Origin of the sequence: Rathayibacter sp. Leaf248, from assembly GCF_920939495.1 — a bacterium.
Classification (GTDB): Bacteria; Actinomycetota; Actinomycetes; order Actinomycetales; family Microbacteriaceae; genus Rathayibacter; species Rathayibacter caricis.
In genome coordinates, this window is record NZ_CAKLAV010000001.1 from 2,231,625 (window position 1) to 2,249,204 (window position 17,580).

Genomic DNA, 17,580 nt, shown 5'->3' on the forward strand with positions numbered 1-17,580 from the left:
CTCTGCGCGTCGTCGCCGACGTGCTCCGGAGCGGCACGTTCGACGTCGTCCGGCTCTGGCACACGGCGGCCCGGCTGCACCGCAGCGCGCCCCTCGGCTCCGGGATCCGGCTCCTCATCCCCCTCGAGGGCGAGATCGTCGTGCAGCCGGACGACCCCGCGGCGCTCGAGGTGCGCGTGCACGTCGGATGCATCGCGTATCTGCGGCGCAGCCACTCCTACACGCTCGTCACCGACGGGCCCAGCGCGCGGATCGAGATCGCCCTCGAGAGCCCGCTCCTCGGCCTCCTCGACTGGGAGGACGGCGGTGCGCTGGTGACCGAGGCGGACACCGCGGGCCGGGGCATCCTGCTGTCGACCGTCAACGCCACGTTCGGCTCCTCGCTCGACGCCGACTCGCCCGCGTTCCCGCTCGTGCGCGCGGCGATCGAGCAGCTCACGGGCGCCGTGCTGGCCACCTCGCTGCCCCGGGAGCGGACCGAGACCGTGCACACCCGCGCCCTCGCGCTCATCGCGGCGATGTCAGCGGATGCGAACCTCTCGGTGCAGGAGGTCTCGGAGCGTCTCGGGGTGCCCAAGCGGACGCTCCAGCGCGTGTTCGCGGCCAACGGCACGACCGTCTTCAATGAGATCCGACGTGCGCGGCTGGCGACGGCGCGGGCGGTCCTCGGCGATCTGTCGGCCCCTCCCGTTCCGGGCCACGCGATGAGCGGCTACCTCCGCTCGCAGCGGTTGCAGCGGGATCTCCGGCACCTCGAGCCGGAGGCGTCCGAAGGGCTGCACTGACGGTACTCGCCCGCCTCCCCTCTCCGACGATAGGGAGGGGAGGCGTGCCCGTGCAGGCGGATCTCGAAGCAGCAGTCGGGCGCCTCCCTCCGACGTGCGCTCGGCGGGCCTACTCTGGCCCGACCGGTTCTCCGTCACCCCTCCCCGCTGTGCCGGCGGGAGACGGCCGCACCCGTCTCCGCCCCCGAGGATCATCCACTCATGATCGACACCGACAGCCGCGCCGCACTCCTCGCCGTCATCGATCAGCACCGCGCGTCCGCCGCGGTCGACCTCGAGGGGTGCAGGCGTCCTGACTACCACGCTCCGGGCGGCCCCTCGTGACGCCGGATCCCGTCGCCCGACGGCTGACGTCCGCGGTCGACCAGGGCGACTGGACGGCGGTCCTCGACCTGCTGCGCTCCTCGTACACGCATCTCGTGCAGGTCGAGCCCGCGGTCCTCCTCCGTGCCCTCGAGCGCATGCCGCCGGAGGTCCTGGACCGGTCGCCGCGCCTGCGGATCGCGATGGCCCATCTCGGCCGCACCCTCCACGGCGACGGCTGGGTCGAGCCGGCGCCCGGACGGCGGCCGCTGCCGGTGCCGCTGTCCGCGGCCGATCAGCTGAGCGTCTGGGCGGCACGGGGCTCGGTGTCGCGCGGCCAGGGACGGATGGAGGACGCCTTCCGGCTGATGGAGGACGCTCGGGCGCTGCTGAACCGGCTCGCCCCCCTGGAAGAGGCCTCGCTCTCTGCCGCGCTTCCCGAACTCCTGCAGGAGTGGGCGCTCACCTGCGAGCAGGACTCGCGCCTCGAGGAGGCCCTCGAGCTCCACGCCTCCGCGCACGAGTGGGCGATGGTGATCGGCCATCGCACGATGACCGCCTCGACGGCGGGATCGGCGGCGCTCCTGGAGGCGGTCGCCGGCCGCAACACCGCCGCCAGCGACTGGCTCCGGCGAGCGCCCGACCTGGACTGCGCCGCCCGGTCGGCGAGGCCCGTCGTCGCCGCCGTCCTCGCCGAGGCGCTCCTCCGCGCTGATCGGCTCGACACCGACGGCGCCGCGCTGCTCCTGGACGGCCTCGACGGCACGGCCCTCGGGGAGCGCGGTCCGGCGGTCGACTTCGTCCGAGGCGTCGTCGCCCGCGGGCGGCCGCTGCTGTCGGACTCGGTCCTGCACGACGTCCGCGCGTCCCTGAGGGTCGCCGGGCCCCGGCCGGGACGGGGGCATCCCGAGATCCTCGACGCGGTCGAGGCCTTCGCCGACGCGGCGGAACGGCGGGTCCCGCAGGACGGACCGCTCTCGATGATGGCGCGGATCACCGCGGCGACCCGGGCGCTGTCGGCGCAGCTGCGCGGCGACGAGGCCACCGCGCGCCGACTCGCCGCGCCCCTCCTCGACTCCGCCGAGTGCCCCCGCGTGCTCATCCCTGCACTGCTCGCCGCCTCCGCCGACCCCGCCGGCGAGGTGGAGGAGGTCGCGGCGCTCGCGCACGCTCACGCGAGCTTCGGGGCGTTCGGCCTGCTCCCCGCCGACCGGCGGCAGCGGATCGCCGACGAGCTCGCGGCCTCCGGCGACCACGACGTGGCGGGGCGACTGCGTGCGATCGGCGAGCCGGCGGAGCTCACTCCGGCACGACGCCGGATCGCCTACGCGGCCGCCCGCGGCGCCTCCGCCCCCGACATCGCCGAGGAGAACGGGATCAGCGTCAATACCGTGAAGACCCAGCTGCGGGCGGTCTACCGCCAGCTGGGCGTGCGGTCGCGCGCCGAGCTCGCGGCGGCACTCGACGGGATCCCGGCGGCGAGCCGGGGCGACGAGGCTCCGGAAGGCTGAGAGGCCCGCGGGGCGCTCAGCGCGGGTAGGGCACCGACGCCGCGGGCCACGACGAGGCGAGCAGCTCGGAGCGGAGGCGGTGGTACTGCTGCACGGCGCTCAGGGAGTCGGTGCGGAACGCGATCGACACGGCTCCGTCGCGCCAGTAGTCGTCCCAGCTCTCGTAGCGGGTGAAGACCCGGTCGCCGATCGCCTCGAGCAGCTGCCACGCGCGTTCCGCGGGCAGGTAGCCGGCGACGTAGGCGTAGCGGACGGCTCCGATCGCGCGCTCGGCGTCTCCCGCGAGCAGCAGCACCGGAGGCCGGCCGCCGAGCGGCTGGGCGCGCTCGAGCAGATGGAACTCGCTCTCGCCGGTGAGCGCGGCGACGCGGGAGCGCATCCGCTCGGCTTCATCGGACGCCGACACCTCGGCGAAGCGGGCCGACAGGGGGCCGACGGCTAGCACGTCGGCGACGAAGAGCTCGAGATCCTCGGCCGATGCGATGCGGAAGTCGCGATCGAGCGCCGCGCGCTGCTCGCTCAGCACGGGCATCGGCAGCTCCGTCCAGGGCGACCCCTTGGCGCCGTCGGCGAAGCGGGCGCGGAGCGGCTGCGGCAGCTCGGCCCACGTCGGCTGGAAGGCGAGGGACGAGTTCCACCCGCCGAAGGAGAAGTCGCTCACGGCGTCCAGAGCCAGCAGCTGCTGCTGACGGAGGGTCGGCGACGGGGTGCCCGCCTCGGCGAGGTAGGCGAGCTGCTCCCGTCGCGGAGCACCCGCATCGCGGACGGTGAAGACCAGCGAGCCGACGGCCAGGCCGATCGCCATGCCCACCGCGAACGTGAAGAAGGGGAAGGCGGGCTCGCCGCCCTCGTCCCCGGCGAGGCCGAGCACGAACCCGACGACTCCGAAGGGGGCCGCGAGGGCCGTCAGCAGCACGGCACGGCGGGCGCCGGCCCGACCGGAGCCGCGTCGGCGCTGATCCGCGGCCCGGGTGAAGCGCAGGCGGGGGCGGACGGGGAACTCGACATCACCCGGGTGATTCTGCAGCGGCACGGTCGCAGCCTAGGGCCTGGTGAACGCGAGATCGCCGTCGCGAGCACGGCCTGATCGTGCGAGCTGCAAGGAGGGAAGCGAAGGCCACTGCGGGCAGTGGTCGAGATTCCCGACGCCGCAGATCGTGCGATCAGGACGAGCGGAGCACGCGAGATCGTGTTCACCAGGCCCTGGACGGCGGGGCAGCACGGGGCCGAGACGGATGTCGGTGACGTGTGCGAGCCTCGAGGCATGAGACTCGCCGAAGCCCTCCTCGAACGGGCGGACCTGCAGAAGCGGATCGAGGCCCTCCAGTCGCGGATCGTCGCGAACGCCTCCTACCAGGAGGGCGAGGCCCCGGCCGAGGACCCCGCCGAGCTGCTCGCCGAGTGCACGCGCGCGCTCACCGCACTCGAGCGGATCGTGACCGCGGTGAACCTGACGAACACGGCCGTGCTGATGCCGGACGGGCGCACCCTCACCGCCGCCCTCGCCCGGCGCGAGACGCTGCGCGCCGAGCACTCGATGCTGGTGCGCGCGGCCGACGCGGCGGCCGGCTCGTGGGGTCGGCGTCAGATGCGCAGCGAGCTGCGTCAGCTGTCCGCCCTCCCCGTGAAGGAGCTGCGGACGCGCGCCGACGAGATCGCCCGCGAGCTGCGCGACCTCGACGCGGCGATCCAGCGCACCAACTGGGAGGCCGATCTGGTGGTCTGACGCGGAGCGCGGTGAGTCGGTAGGCGCACCCGGAGCGAGCACACACCGTCGGGCCGGCGGTTCATCCGGCCCTCTGTCGACGCGGTGGGCAGCGTCACGGCTCCGGCCGTCACCACTCAGCCCCGCACCGAGGACCGGTGACCGCGCAGACAGGACACCTCATCACCACGTGCTGGCCGGACGCCGAGGGCGGGTTCGGGGACCTCACTGCGCTCCGGGGGCGGGCCGCGACGGCCGGGACGGGGGTCTCGAGACGCCGCCGGCGGCGGCTACTCGACCAGCGAGGGTGGGGCGGAGTCACCGATGCGGGGACGCCGATCAGGGCCGCTCCCAGCCCCGACCGGCCGCTCGGGACACAAAGTCTCTCAGGGTATCGGAAGCCCCTTGACAGGGGACAAGGAGGCGAAGAGACTCTCGCTCGACGCCACCCGAAGGCGTCCAGCGACGCCACCCGAAGGCGTTCCCGCTCGGTCCTCCGCCTCACCCACGGAGGCACCGCGCGGAGTTTTGTGGATCCTCGAGGAAGAGGGACCAGATGTCAGGAAGAACTCCGCGTGCGAAGCGGACCCCTCACTCCGCGATCAGGCCGGGGCTCGCCGTGGCCCTCACGATCGCGTTGGCGGCGGGGATGGTGGGCGCGACGAACGGCGCGAGTCAAGCGGCTCCCCCCGCGCACACCGAGACAGAAGCGCACACGCACGCCGTCGAGGAACCGGCTCACGACCACACCGCCTCCGAGGAGGCTCCGCACGACCACTCGAGCACCGAGGCCCTGGCCGTCGTGTCAGCCGCGGCGGTCACTCCGGCGAGCATCACCTGGCTGCAGCGAGCGTCGGCGGCCATCGCGCGCGCCGAAGCGGGCGGAGTCGCCGTCGGCGGGAAGCTGTACGTCTTCGGCGGGCAGTTCTCCGGAGTCACGCAGACGCTGCGCTCCGACCGATACGACCCGGCGACGAACAGCTGGACGCGCCTGCGCGACCTCCCCGAGCTGATCACGCACGCGCCCGTCGTCGCCGACGGGACCACCCTGTGGATCCTCGGCGGCTACGTCGGACTCGACAAGAAGGACTCGTCGCGGCGGGTGTGGAAGTACGACATCCCGACCGACACGTACACGGCGGGTCCGGCACTGCCGGCCGCGCGCGGCGGCGGCGGCGCGGCGATCGTGGGCCGTCAGCTGCACTACCTGACGGGCGCCGTCCGGCAGGACTCGACGGGCGCCTCGACCGTCGACCACCCCGACCACTGGGTGCTCAACCTCGACGGCGGCACCACGTGGACGGCGTCGACGCCGGTGCCGAACCCCCGCAACCACGTCGGCACGGTCGTCCTGGGCTCGAAGATCTACGTGATCGGCGGGCAGCACCGCGAGAACGAGTCGGGCACTCCGCAGGTGCAGGTGGACGCGTTCGACGTGGTGACGAAGACGTGGACCCGACGCGCCGACCTGCCGGTCGCGCGCGGCCACATCAGCGCCTCCACCTTCGCGTGGAACGGCAAGGTCCTGGTGCTCGGCGGCTCCGAGGCGGGCGCGGTCTCCTCCCGGACCCTGTACGAGTACGACCCGGCGACCAACGCCTGGATCACGCGCACCAGCCTCCCCGAAGCGCTGAAGAGCCCGGTCGCCGACCTGATCGACGGGAAGATCATCGTCAGCGGTGGACGCACCGCGTCGGGTGCGACCACGAAGACGTGGTCAGGATCCACGACCACGACCACGTCGCCGTCGCCGTCCCCCTCGCCCTCCACCGGCACCGCCGGCGCCTGGAGCACCGGACCGGCCCTGCCGATCGACCTCCTCGACGCGGGCGGTGCCGCGATCGGCACGAAGATCTACGTGGTCGACGGCAAGACCAGCACCGGCCCCAAGTCGTCGCTGCGGATCTTCGACACCACCACCTCCGCCTGGACCATCGGCGCCGGGCTGCCGGGCAGCGCGGTCGAGAACCCCGCGGTCGTCGCGCACAACGGCAAGCTCTACGCCTTCGGCGGATCGACCGGTCCGTTCTCGGGGGCGTCCAGGAGCCTGTACCGCTACGACCCGACGACCAACGCCTGGACGGCGCGGGCGAGCATGGCGACCGGCCGCGGAGGAGTCGCGGGCGTCGTCGTCGGCGGCAGGATCTGGGCGATCGGCGGGATGGACTCGACCGGCGCCTCGCTGAAGACGACCGAGAAGTACGACATCGCGACCAACACCTGGTCGGCTGGTCCGTCGCTCCTGACGGCTCGCGACAACCCCGGGGCCGCGGTCGTCAACGATCGGATCCACGTCTTCGGTGGCCGCACCCGACTGGCGAGCGGCACCGAGGTCAACCCGAACCTCGCGAGCGCCGAGATGCTGAACCCGCTCTCGGGGGGCTGGCTGTCGCGCGCTCCGATGCCGACCGGACGCCGCACCATGGCGGTCGGAGTCGTGAACGGACGCGTGATCGCGGCGGGCGGCGAGAAGCAGCCGAGCGGAGCGACCTGGCCGCAGACGCAGGAGTACGACCCTGCGACGAACACCTGGCGCTCCTTGCCGAACATGATCACGCCCCGCCACGGTGCCGTCGGCGCCGTCGTCTCGGGCAGGCTCCACGTGATCGCGGGCGGCCCCCGAGGCGGATCGTCCTACAGCCGGGTGCACGAGATCCTCACCCCGACGAGCGCGTCGTCACCGTCGCCGGCGACTCCGCCGCCCACGCCCACTCCCTCCGGAGCGACGTCGGTCAAGGTGCGCTTCGCCACCGCGACCGCGACCCCTCCCACCGGCTACCTCGCCGACTGGGGGCAGCCCTACGGAGCTCGCACGAGCGCCGGCCAGGGCAGCGGCCGGAGCTACGGCTGGGTCCGCGACGGCTCGAGCACCGCGATCGACCTCACGTTGAACGGCCGCCTGCGCACCGGGACCCCCACCCTGGACACCCGGCTTACCGGTGTCATGCACATGGACTGGCGAGGAGGCACCACGGGGACCCGAGGTGCGGGCTCATGGGAGATGGCCGTTCCGAACGGCCTGTACTCGGTGACGATCTCGGTCGGCGACGCGGGGAACTACTTCGACAGCGTCGACCAGGTCAGCATCGAGAACCAGAACGCGGTCGCGAGGTTCGTGCCCAGCGATGAGGACCGGTTCCGGACGGCCGTCCGGACGGTGCAGGTCTCGGACGGACGGCTCACGCTGAGTCCCCGCGGCGGAACCAACACGAAGATCAACTTCGTCGAGGTCGAGCCGGTGCCGGCGAGCCCGGACCGCCCGCAGGTGGCGAGCGTCACCCCGGTCAACCTCACCACCGGCGCGACCCGCGACATCAGCGTCACCGCCGGCCTGGCCGTGACGGCGGGAGGGATCGCCACGTCGACCCTCACCCGGGAGACGGTGCGGCTGAGCGTGGCCGCCGACGGCTCGTCGGTCCCGGCCAACGTGAACACCAGCGGCGGCGGCGACGTCATCGTCCTCACTCCTGACGCCCCGCTCGTCGCGGGCACCACCTACCGCTTCGACGTGACGAGCGCGGTGCGGGACGTGTCCGGCAACGCCTTCCACCCCTGGTCGAGCGTCTTCACGGTGGGCACGGCCAGCGAGGGCACCGGCATCACCGGAGTGGCCTTCGACCAGGTCGCGACGACCGCGACCGGGCAGGGCTTCACCAGCGTGGCGATGGGCCCCGACGGCAAGCTCTACGCGGCGACGCTGGACGGGTACCTGTTCCGCTACCCGGTCGCGGCCGACGGGTCGCTGGGCACCGGCGAGCGGATCGACACGATCCGCACGCTCGCCGGCGGAGCGCGGACGGTGATCGGCCTCGCGTTCGATCCGGCCGCGACGGCTGCGAACCCGATCCTCTGGGTCACCGAGAACCGCAAGTACGTCGGCGTCTCGGACGTGCCGGACTGGACCGGGAAGATCGTCCGCCTGTCGGGTGCGGCGCTGCAGAACGGCCAGGACGTCGTCGTCGGACTGCCCCGCTCGGCCCGCGACCACGAGAGCAACTCGCTCGCCTTCAAGGACGGGATGCTCTACCTCACCCAGGGCAGCAACACGGCGATGGGCGCCCCGGACTCCGCCTGGGAGTACCGACCCGAGAGCAAGCTCAGCGCCGCGGTGCTGCGCCTGGACCCGGCGAAGCTGCCCGCCACTCTGCCGCTGAACGTCAAGACCGCGGAGGGCGGCACGTACGACCCGTCCGCGCCCGGCGCGGCCCTGACGCTCTACGCGACCGGGGTGCGCAACGCCTACGACCTGATCTGGCACAGCAACGGGCGCCTCTACGTGCCGACGAACGGATCCGCCCGCGGCGGCGCCTTCCCGGCGACCCCCGCGACGCTCCCCTCGTCGTGCACCTCCCGACTCGACGGCCCCTGGACCGGACCGAGGGCGCCGGGAGTCGGCTCCAACCCGGTCGACGAGACGGACTGGGTGTTCAAGGTCGCCCAGGGCGGCTACTACGGCCACCCCAACCCGTCGCGCTGCGAGTGGGTCTTCAACGGAGGCAACCCCACCTCGGCGCAGGACGCGTTCGAGGCGACCGCCTACCCCGTGGGCGTGCTCCCCGACCGCAACTACCGCAAGGCCGACGTGTTCGACGCCGGGCTGCACGCGTCGGCGAACGGGGTGATCGAGTACCTCGGCGGCGGCTTCGGCGGCGCACTGAAGGGCAAGCTCATCGTCGTCCGCTACAGCGCGAGTCAGGACCTGATGGTGCTGGACCCGAGCGGTGCCGACGGCACCATCGTGAACCGCACGCTCGGGGTGGCCGGGTTCAAAGGCTTCGACCAGCCGCTCGACGTGGCGCAGCACGCCGCCTCGGGGAGCATCTACGTCACCGAGCTGGGTGGGCGGAAGATCACCCGCCTCGTTCCGCGCGGCTGACGCGCGCCGGCCGTCGGCTCCTGCGAGCGCCGGCCGGCCCTCCCCCCGCGACCGCTGCTCCGCGGTCGCGTCCCCACCGCGGAACCCGTCGTCGCTATCCGGTGCCGTCACCGCGGCTCGACGGGCGTCGTCCGCCGACACCTCCGCGTCGGCGGCGCCCCTCCTGCGCAGCCCCCAGACCCCGTGCCCCGAAGGACCATCATGAAGTTCAGAATCGTCTCCGCAGTGACCGCGGCAGTGACCGCCGTGGTCCTGCTCGTCGCCCCGACCGCCGCGGGCCTCGGATCGAGCGCCTCCCGATCAGCGACCGGAGCGGTGTCGATGGCGCAGACTCCGGTGACTCCCGCCGCCACGGCGTCGGCGACGGAGCTGCTGCAGTTCCTCTCGGCGCTGCAGTACCGCTCGAGCGACAAGTTCCTGACGGGCCAGTTCGTCGCTCCGAACTACGGCCGCCCCGAGCGGTCGACGCCGGGCATCACCCTGACCACCGTGCAGGACTGCTGGAACTACCACATCGGGCGCGTGCAGACCGCGACGGGCGAGTCCCCCGCGCTCGTCGGCTTCGATCTCACCAATCGAACGTTCGACAAGAGCGGGACGGCGACGACCGCCGCCAACATGCCCAGCGACAGCAACATCCTGGCTCCCTCGATCGCGCACGCGGCGAAAGGCGGCGTCGTCACGCTGAGCTGGCACGCCTCGAACCCGTGGACCGCGGAGGACGCGTGGTCGCGCATCCCTGCCGGCCACACCCTGTCCGAGGCGTACACGCCCGGCACCGCCGCCTACGGGGAGTACATGCAGTGGCTCACCCGGGTCGGCGACATCCTGCAGCACTACTCGGACGCGGGCGTGCCGGTGGTCTGGCGTCCGTTCCACGAGATGAACGGGACCTCGTTCTGGTGGGGGTACCACGCCAGCGGCGCGGCTCCGGCGTCCCAGTACACGGCGCTGTGGAAGCACATGTACGACTACCTGACCGTGCAACGCGGGCTGACGAACGTGCTCTGGGCGTGGTCGCCGAACAGCGGCACGGCGTTCGGCCGGGCGATCACCGACCGCTACCCGGGCGACGCCTACGTCGACGTGCTCGGCCACGAGCGCTACTGGAGGGAGCTGACCGACACCGCCCGGTACGACTGGATGATCCAGAAGAACAAGGTGATCCTGTTCACCGAGGCGGGGCAGACCACGGGCACGTCCGCACCGTGGGACACCACGCAGATGCTCCGGGAGGTCCGCGGCCGCTTCCCGAAGGTCGTCGGGGCGATGAACTGGATGAAGACGACCGTCGACTACAGCATCATCGGCAACCTCAACGCACCCGCCTACATGAACGACCCCCTCAGCCTGACCCTGGACGAGATGCCGGGCCGGATCACCGACAACTCCGCTCCGACGGTCCTCTACAGCGGGATCTGGACCCATTCGGCCGACGCGGGCTACTACTCCGGCACCAAGTCGGTCTCGAACCGCGCCGGCGCGCGGGCGGCCCTCACGTTCACCGGCACCTCGGTGTCGGTCTGGGGGCGGAGGATCGCCACCAACCCCGGGAAGTTCGACCTCTACGTCGACGGGCGGCTCCAGCAGGCGAACATCAGCACGGCCGCGTCCGTGAACCAGTTCGGGATGAAGCTCGCCGAGGTCACGGGGCTGGCCGCGGGGACGCACACCGTCGAGGTCCGGCTGACGAATCCGGTCGGCTACGTCGGCTTCGACTACTTCGGCGTGAAGTGAGCGCGGCCGGCGCTCAGCCGAGGGCGCGGAGCAGGCCCGCCGGTGCTCAGCCGAGCGCGCGGAGCTGCGCGGCGAAGAAGGCGAGCGAGCGGTCGACCTCGGGCAGCGACGGCGTGCGGTTGAGGTGCCCGTGGGGCATGCCCGCCGCGAGGTACCCCGTCGCGGCGACGCCCGCCTCCGCCAGCTGACGCAGGAGGAGCTCGGCCGAGCCGCGCAGTTCGTCGAACTCGCTCACCAGCACCGAGATCGGCGGGAGCCCGGCGAGCGGGGCGGCTCCGGGCAGGGCGTCGGACGGCAGAGCAGAGAGGCGGCCGACGTAGTTCTGCACCATCGCCTCGATGCTCGAGGCGGGGAAGCGCATCGCGGCCGGCAGCGTCAGCAGCTCGCGCACGACGTCGTCGTCGACGGTCGGGTTCGGGAAGTGCGCGAACGGGTAGGCGAGGAGGACGTGCTCGGGCCCGGGCGCCCCGGCGTCGCGCTCGCGCAGCGCGGTGGCGAGGGCGAGCGCGGCACCGGCGCTCGCCCCGCCGATCGCGACAGGGTGCTCGCGCGGGGTCTCGGCGCGCACGTGCCGCCACGCGGCGTGCACGTCGTCGAGCGGCACGGGGTAGCGGATGCTCGCGCTGGCGAGCCGGTAGCCGACCGACACGACGCGGGCGCCCGAGCGGCCGGCGAGCTCGGCCGAGACGACGTGCGACTCCGGCATGTCGAGGTCGCCCGCGGCGAAGCCGCCGCCGTGCACCCAGAGCAGTGCCCGACCGGACGGCTCCGCGGGCTCGTAGATCCGCAGCGGCACAAGGCCGTGCGGGCCCTCGATCGCGGCCTCCGAGACGCTCACGCCCTCCGACAGCGTCCACGGGGCGGGATCCACGGCGAACTCGGCGAGGCGGGCCGCCTGCTCCGGATCGAGCGGATCGATGACGCCCTCGAGCAGGTGCACGCGGGCGGCGAGGTACGGGTCGAGCGGCACGGGCGCCTCCAGGTCGTGGGTACGCCGACACGCTACCGAGCGCGGCGCTCCAGCAGGACCACTCCGTCGAGCAGCACTCCCTCGTGGCCGTCGGGCCCGGAGGCGGTGCGCTCTCGGGTGCCGACGATGCGCTCGATCCACTCGGTCGGGTCGAAGGCGAGCTCGGCGAGCTCCTCCTCGGGCGAGGGCAGGTGCTGCACGGGGTGCTTGTGGCCCGACCAGGGCGGAGGGGCGGCGTGCGTGACGATCGCGAGGCGTCCGCCCGGAGCGACGAGATCGCCCGCGCGCCGCAGGATCGCGGTGCGCGGCAGCTCGACCATCGAGTGCAGGAAGCTCGCGCAGACGAGATCGAACGGCCCGGCGGTCGGCCAGTCAGCGCCGAGGTCGGCCTGCCGGAACTCGACGGCGAGTCCGCGATGCTCCGCCTCCTGTCGGGCGCGGCCGAGCGCGGTCTCGGAGAGGTCGAGGCCGGTGACGCTCCAGCCCTGTGCGGCGAGCCAGAGGGCGTCGCCGCCCTCGCCGCAACCCAGATCGAGGGCGCGGCCGGGCGGCAGGTCCTGGACGAGGTCGACGAGCGCGGCGTTGGGCCGGCCCGACCAGATGCGGTCGGAGTCGGCGTAGCGCGCCTCCCAGTGGTCGCGTGCGGTGGTCATCGCGGTTCCTTCCGTCGTGGTCGAGGATGCCGGGTGCGGGGCGGCGGGGCGAGCGGTCGTGCTGGAACAGCAGGAGTCGCCTCTCGGGAAGGGGTTCCGCGACGCCGCGAGCGCCGATTAGCGTCGGGGGCATGGCCCTCCGACTCGAAGAGATCATCGTCGACTGCACCGACTTCCGGATGCTCGGGCACTGGTGGCAGGAGGCGCTCGGCTGGGACGTCGTGGACGAGGACGACGAGGGCATCGAGCTGCTCCCTCCGTCGGGCCGGGGGCCGAGCCTGCTGTTCCTGGACGTGCCGGAGCGCAAGAGCGTCAAGAACCGCCTGCATCTGGACTTCGTGCCGGACGACCAGGACGCCGAGGTCGCGCGTCTGCTCGGGGCGGGCGCGTCCCGGGTGGATGTGGGTCAGGGCGAGCAGTCCTGGGTCGTGCTCGCGGATCCGGAGGGGAACGAGTTCTGCATCCTCTCCGCGAGGGAGTGACTGGCAAGCGCTTCCCATGCATCCGCATGGAGACTTCCTGAGAAGTCAAGGGTAGAACGAGCGTTCTCCTCCCCCTAGCATCGGTGCGAACCACCCCGGACGGGTGGTACCGAGTCGAGGGAGAGACCGTGAACGCGTACGAAGGGCCCGTGGCGGCCGTGGGTGCGTCGCAGGCGCAGCAGCAGCGCGAGATGCTCGTCGGACGCGTGCTCGCCTCGCGCGGCTCCGGGCTCTACGCCTACGCCTACCGGCTCACGCTGTCCGAGTCGGCGGCCGGCGCCGCCCTGCAGAACGCGGCCGTCACCCTCCGCAGCGGGTCGCCGCAGGTCGTCGACGAGGCGTCGGCGCTCGAGCTCGCGCGCACCGAGATCGGCCGGGCGAGCCTGGAGCGAGGCGAGCAGGCGGTGTCCACCGTCGCACCGGCCCGCCTGCGCGACGAGGACCTGCTCCGCTCGGGCTTCCACCGCCGCCTCCACGCTCTGCCCACGCTCCAGCGCCAGTGCTGGCTGCTGCGGCACACCGGCCGGCACGACCTCGACGCGATCGCAGGGATCCTCGGCGTCACGCAGGAGCAGGTGCGCTCGTCGCTCGCCGCCGCAGCGTGCGCGCTGGTCGAGGGGGAGCTCGCGGAGGCGGAGGGCGCCGAGTAGGCGCTCCTCCGCACTCTCACGAGGGGCCCGAGAGGCGCCGGGTCGAGCCGGCGGCACCCCTCAGGCGCTCAGGACCCGGGGACTCGCCCCGGGAAGTGCGTCAGTCGAGGTACTCGATGTCGTCCCACGGCTCCTGGACGTCGCCCGTGTCGCGGTCGTCGTCCGGAACCTCGTGGTCCTCGAAGATCACCGGCACGCCCGGCGACACCAGCGCGCTGACCTGACGGTTGCCGACCACCACGAACTCGACCATGCCGCCACCGGCCCGGGACGCCTCGGTCGTCGACTGCTTGAGTCCCGCGACATCCGCTCCCTGCGAGAGCCCGTAGGTCTTGCCGTCGATCGTGACGGTGGTTCGGATCATCAGGTGGCGCTCCTCGTATCGGTCGTGTCGAGACTACGAACCGGGCGGAACCCGCTCCAGGCCTTGCGGACGGCGCGAAGGACTGGCACGGGACGCCGGTCGGGCGAGCGGTGGCGGGAGGATGAGCGGATGATCCGGCTCCTGCGCTCGCTCCGGCACCTGCTCGCCGCCCGCCTCGGGGACCTCGGCGCGGGCCTCCTCGCCTCCGCCCTCGACCGCGCGGCCGCGCACGACCCGCGCGTGGCCGCGGCGCCCGCGTGGCACTCCTCCGCCCCTCGCGTCAACGGGGGCGCGGCGGGCGAGGAGCGCGACGTAGCGTTGCCCGCGAACCGCACGATCCGACACGACCAGAAGGAGGATCCGATGACCGACAAGACCACACCCGGCGACGTTCCCGACACCGAGACCGTCGATCCGGAGCACGTCGACCCCGACACCGCGACCGACCCCGAGGGCGACCCGGTCGAGAACCCGTCGGGCTGACGCCCGCTCGTCACGGAAGCCCCGAGCCGCTCCGGCGCCTCGGGGCTTCGTCGCGTCCGGGGCCCGGCGCGTCTTCCGCGCCAGTCGTCTCGGTCGCGGAGCCAAGCGGGAGTACAACTTGTACACTGCGTACACGCATACCAAAGGATCCCCCTCGCCCATGCCCCTCACCGTCGACTACCCGACCGCGTCCGACGCCCGCAAGCACCTCAAGGACGTCCTCGACTCCGTGCAGCGCGGGAGGATCGTCACGGTCCGCCGGGACGAGCTCGTCTCGGCCGTCGTGCCCGCAGACCGACTCCGCGACTACTTCTTCCACACCGTGTCCCCCCGGGTCTCGCTCACACGGGAGGACGACCGCGTCATCGCGCTGATGGACGATCGGCCGTTCGTCTCGGAGGGAGCGGACGTCGACGACGCTCTCGACGACCTGGCGCTCTCCCTCCGCGAGTACGCCGAGGACTGGGAGGATCGCCTTCAGCACGCCCCGAACCACGCCGGGAACTGGGCGCTCGTGCAGTTGATCAAGCTGTCGACCGAGGAGGAGCTCCTCGCCTGGTTCCGGCACGGCGGTGAGTGAGAAGCGACCCCCCGCCACCCGTGAGCACCACGACCGGTTCTGCGAGACCGAGGCGTGGGTGCTGGTCCGGGGCGCCAGCGGGAAGCCCGTCACCCACCACCGCACCTACGAGCTGACCCTGTGGGACGGCCGGTTCCTCCGCACGAGGATCTCGCGACCGGTCGACAGGAGCGAGTACGCCGCCTCGATGTGGTCGCACATCCTCCGCACACAGCTCGAGGTCGTGCACGACGTCTTCTGGGCCTGCGTGCTCGAGGGTGTGCGGCCCGATCGAGGAGAGCCGCAGCCCCTCCCGCCGAGGCGGTCGGTGCCCCTGTACCTGCGCGATGCGCTGCGCGATCAGGGGGTATCGGACGACGACATCCTGGGGCTCGACGCCGCCGGCGCCGCCGAGCTCCTGGCCCGGATGTACACGAACCGGGGCGAGTGACTGTGGCGCCGTTGGGCACGTCCTGCTGCTCCGAGCGGCTCGACGCCGCGAAGAGTGCCCAACGACGGTCCCCAGGGGTCAGGCCGACTCGACGTAGCGGCCGAAGCGGCGGTCGCGGGCCAGCAGGGCCTCGCGGGCGGAGTCGTGACGCACGTCCTGCACGCGCAGGACGACGAGGAGGTGGTCGCCCGCGTCGTGCACCTGCTCGACGGAGCACTCGAGGTGCAGCGCGGCACCGTCGATGGTCACGGCTCCGGCCTCCGAGGCGGTCCACGCGACTCCGGCGAACCGGCCCGCCCGGTCGCGCGACGCGATCCGCAGCACCGCCGCGTCCTGATCCGAGCCCAGCACCGAGACTCCGAGACGCGCCGCGCCGGCCAGGTGCGGCCAGGTGCTGGAGGAGCGCTGCACCGCGATCGTGCACAGCGGCGGATCGAAGCTGACGCCGAGGGCCAGGGTCGCCACCACCATGCCGATCGGGGCGCCGTCGACGAGGGCGGCGATCGCGGCGACCGGAGTCGGGACCGCGCGGTGCGGCTGCACCACCGCGTCCAGGAGGGTCACCGCGCCTCGCCCACCCGGAACGCGGAGCCGGGGTGCCCGGCGGGCAGCGTCGGCACGCCGCGTCCGAGGATCCGCTCGCGCATCGATCCGGAGCGGGGCGTCTCGGGCAGCATGCCGCGCTCGCGCAGGAGCGGCATCACCTGCTCCGCGAAGTCGCGGTAGGTCTCCCACGAGCCGTAGGTGTACTCGATCAGGAAGCCGTCGACGTCGGTGCGGTCGACGATCTCCTGCAGCTGATCGGCGACCGACTCCGCGGTGCCGGTGACGCGCATGCCCCCGATCGAGGACGTGATCACGTCGAGGATCTCGGCGACGGTCGGGCTGTACTCGGGCTGCTGGAACATCGCGAGCATGGTCTGCCCGACCTCGGTCGTCACCTCGGCGAGGGTCGCGTCGAGCGGGAACGACATCAGGTCGACGCCGCTCCAGCCCATGAACAGCGCGGCGGCGGCCTCGCGCGAGGGCGTCGCGTCGAGCTCGGCGCGCAGGCGCACCGCCTCCTCCTCCGTGTCGCCGACGATGATCGAGACGGAGGGGATGACCGTGATGTGCCGCGGGTCGCGGCCGTTCGCCTCGGCCCGCGCCCGCAGGTCGGCGACGGTGGCGGCGGCCTTGCCGAGGTCGCGGTCCTGGATGAAGACGCACTCGCCGTAGCGGCCGGCGAAGGCGCGGCCGGCCGAGGAGGTGCCCGCCTGCAGCAGGAGCGGCGTGCGCTGCACCGACGGGATGGCCGGGAAGTAGCCGTCGTAGCGGAAGTACTCCCCCTGATGCGTGATGCGGTGCACCTTCGCGGGGTCGGCGTAGGTCCGGGTCGCCTTGTCGTAGACGACGGCGTCGTCCTCCCACGCGCCCTCCCAGAGCTTCAGGCACAGCTCGACGAACTCGGTGGCGCGGCGGTAGCGCTCGTCGTGGGGCGTGACTCCGTCGTGCCCGAGGAGCTTGGTGAGCGCGACCTGGTTGTCGGAGGTGACGATGTTCCAGGCGATGCGGCCCTTCGTCAGGTGATCCAGCGTGGTGAAGGTGCGGGCGTTGAGGTAGGGCTGCTGCGCGGTGGTGGAGGCGGTGACGACGAAGCCGAGGCGGTCGACGGTGGCGGCGAGCCCGCTGACGAGGGCGAGCGGATCGTGCACGGGCACCTGCACGGCCTCGCGGATCACGACCTCGGACACGTCGTCGCCGCTCATCGGGTAGCCGAGCGCCTCGGCGAGGAAGAGGAAGTCGAAGCCGGCGTCCTCCAGCTTCCGCGCGAGGTCCTGCCAGTACTCCAGAGTCGCGAATCCGCTCGTGTCACCGCGGGGGTGGTGCCAGGCGTTGCTGATGAAGTTCGGCGTGAACTCCTCGAACGCACCGAGGAAGATCTGCTTGGTCACGGGTGCCGCCCTTCGATGGCGATCGGATGCTCCCGATCGGAGGGCTGATAACCTCGCGTTATCAACACGGCGATGATAACCAGGAGTAATCAGCTGCCGCAAGACCGCACCACCGCA

Annotated in this window: 17 protein-coding genes; 11 read left to right on the top strand and 6 right to left on the bottom strand. The window is 72.6% G+C overall.

Translation table 11 applies throughout. From position 1 onward, the window contains the following. Nucleotides 1-20: 20 nt before the first annotated feature. From LRG51_RS10685 to LRG51_RS10690, 3 genes are all read left to right on the top strand, one after another. Entirely contained in the window at nt 21-785 is a 765-nt protein-coding gene (locus tag LRG51_RS10685) for a hypothetical protein (RefSeq protein WP_230672718.1), read from the top strand. A gap of 201 nt (nt 786-986) precedes the next feature. After that, entirely contained in the window at nt 987-1,109 is a 123-nt protein-coding gene (locus LRG51_RS19520) for a hypothetical protein (RefSeq protein ID WP_268788492.1), read from the top strand. Then, a complete protein-coding gene (locus LRG51_RS10690) occupies nt 1,106-2,599 on the top strand; it encodes a LuxR C-terminal-related transcriptional regulator (protein WP_230672719.1) in 1,494 nt (497 codons plus the stop codon). The genes LRG51_RS19520 and LRG51_RS10690 overlap by 4 nt, the downstream gene beginning before the upstream one ends. A 16-nt stretch (nt 2,600-2,615) precedes the next feature. Here the strand turns inward: LRG51_RS10690 and LRG51_RS10695 are convergent, their stop codons facing one another. Continuing rightward, nucleotides 2,616-3,632: a DUF1266 domain-containing protein gene (locus LRG51_RS10695; protein ID WP_230672720.1), complete on the bottom strand. Its 1,017-nt coding sequence runs from the start codon at nt 3,630-3,632 to the stop codon at nt 2,616-2,618. A 231-nt stretch (nt 3,633-3,863) separates the two neighbouring features. Between LRG51_RS10695 and LRG51_RS10700 the strand changes: the two genes are divergently transcribed. From LRG51_RS10700 to LRG51_RS10710, 3 genes are all read left to right on the top strand, one after another. Further along, complete coding sequence (locus LRG51_RS10700) at nt 3,864-4,325, top strand: DIP1984 family protein (protein WP_230672721.1); 462 nt, start codon at nt 3,864-3,866, stop codon at nt 4,323-4,325. 598 nt (nt 4,326-4,923) lie between these two features. After that, the gene (locus LRG51_RS10705) at nt 4,924-9,180 is read left to right on the top strand and encodes a Kelch repeat-containing protein (RefSeq protein ID WP_230672722.1); all 4,257 of its coding nucleotides are present in this window, start codon (nt 4,924-4,926) and stop codon (nt 9,178-9,180) included. Nucleotides 9,181-9,381: 201 nt separating this feature from the next. Then, nucleotides 9,382-10,917, top strand: a complete 1,536-nt coding sequence (locus LRG51_RS10710; RefSeq protein ID WP_230672723.1) for a glycosyl hydrolase — start codon at nt 9,382-9,384, stop codon at nt 10,915-10,917. A 46-nt stretch (nt 10,918-10,963) separates the two neighbouring features. Here the strand turns inward: LRG51_RS10710 and LRG51_RS10715 are convergent, their stop codons facing one another. Together LRG51_RS10715 and LRG51_RS10720 are read right to left on the bottom strand one after the other, a co-directional pair. Next, a complete protein-coding gene (locus tag LRG51_RS10715) occupies nt 10,964-11,887 on the bottom strand; it encodes an alpha/beta hydrolase (protein ID WP_230672724.1) in 924 nt (307 codons plus the stop codon). A gap of 32 nt (nt 11,888-11,919) precedes the next feature. Beyond that, on the bottom strand, nt 11,920-12,540 hold the full coding sequence (locus tag LRG51_RS10720) for a class I SAM-dependent methyltransferase (protein WP_230672725.1): 621 nt from the start codon (nt 12,538-12,540) through the stop codon (nt 11,920-11,922). A 131-nt stretch (nt 12,541-12,671) separates the two neighbouring features. Here LRG51_RS10720 and LRG51_RS10725 point away from each other — a divergent pair, with 131 nt between their 5' ends. Next, entirely contained in the window at nt 12,672-13,022 is a 351-nt protein-coding gene (locus LRG51_RS10725; protein ID WP_230672726.1) for a VOC family protein, read from the top strand. A 128-nt stretch (nt 13,023-13,150) separates the two neighbouring features. Continuing rightward, nucleotides 13,151-13,672 carry a hypothetical protein gene (locus LRG51_RS10730; protein WP_230672727.1) on the top strand — a complete coding sequence of 174 codons (522 nt, stop codon included), beginning with the start codon at nt 13,151-13,153 and terminating at the stop codon, nt 13,670-13,672. 100 nt (nt 13,673-13,772) lie between these two features. On the opposite strand, the gene LRG51_RS10735 is transcribed toward LRG51_RS10730, so the two are convergent. Further along, nucleotides 13,773-14,036 (bottom strand): hypothetical protein, encoded by a 264-nt coding sequence (locus tag LRG51_RS10735; RefSeq protein WP_056865957.1) that lies wholly within the window; start codon nt 14,034-14,036, stop codon nt 13,773-13,775. 129 nt (nt 14,037-14,165) lie between these two features. Between LRG51_RS10735 and LRG51_RS10740 the strand changes: the two genes are divergently transcribed. From LRG51_RS10740 to LRG51_RS10750, 3 genes are all read left to right on the top strand, one after another. Beyond that, nucleotides 14,166-14,519 (top strand): hypothetical protein, encoded by a 354-nt coding sequence (locus LRG51_RS10740; protein WP_230672728.1) that lies wholly within the window; start codon nt 14,166-14,168, stop codon nt 14,517-14,519. Between the two features lie 160 nt (nt 14,520-14,679). After that, the gene (locus LRG51_RS10745) at nt 14,680-15,099 is read left to right on the top strand and encodes a hypothetical protein (protein WP_055785088.1); all 420 of its coding nucleotides are present in this window, start codon (nt 14,680-14,682) and stop codon (nt 15,097-15,099) included. Next, a complete protein-coding gene (locus tag LRG51_RS10750; protein WP_230672729.1) occupies nt 15,092-15,529 on the top strand; it encodes a cytotoxic translational repressor of toxin-antitoxin stability system in 438 nt (145 codons plus the stop codon). The genes LRG51_RS10745 and LRG51_RS10750 overlap by 8 nt, the downstream gene beginning before the upstream one ends. 78 nt (nt 15,530-15,607) lie before the next feature. Here the strand turns inward: LRG51_RS10750 and LRG51_RS10755 are convergent, their stop codons facing one another. Then, nucleotides 15,608-16,093, bottom strand: coding sequence for a flavin reductase family protein (locus LRG51_RS10755; protein ID WP_230672730.1), 486 nt, complete (start codon nt 16,091-16,093; stop codon nt 15,608-15,610). Next, complete coding sequence (locus tag LRG51_RS10760) at nt 16,090-17,463, bottom strand: NtaA/DmoA family FMN-dependent monooxygenase (RefSeq protein ID WP_230672731.1); 1,374 nt, start codon at nt 17,461-17,463, stop codon at nt 16,090-16,092. Before LRG51_RS10760 ends, LRG51_RS10755 begins: the two co-directional genes overlap by 4 nt. Nucleotides 17,464-17,580 lie beyond the last annotated feature (117 nt).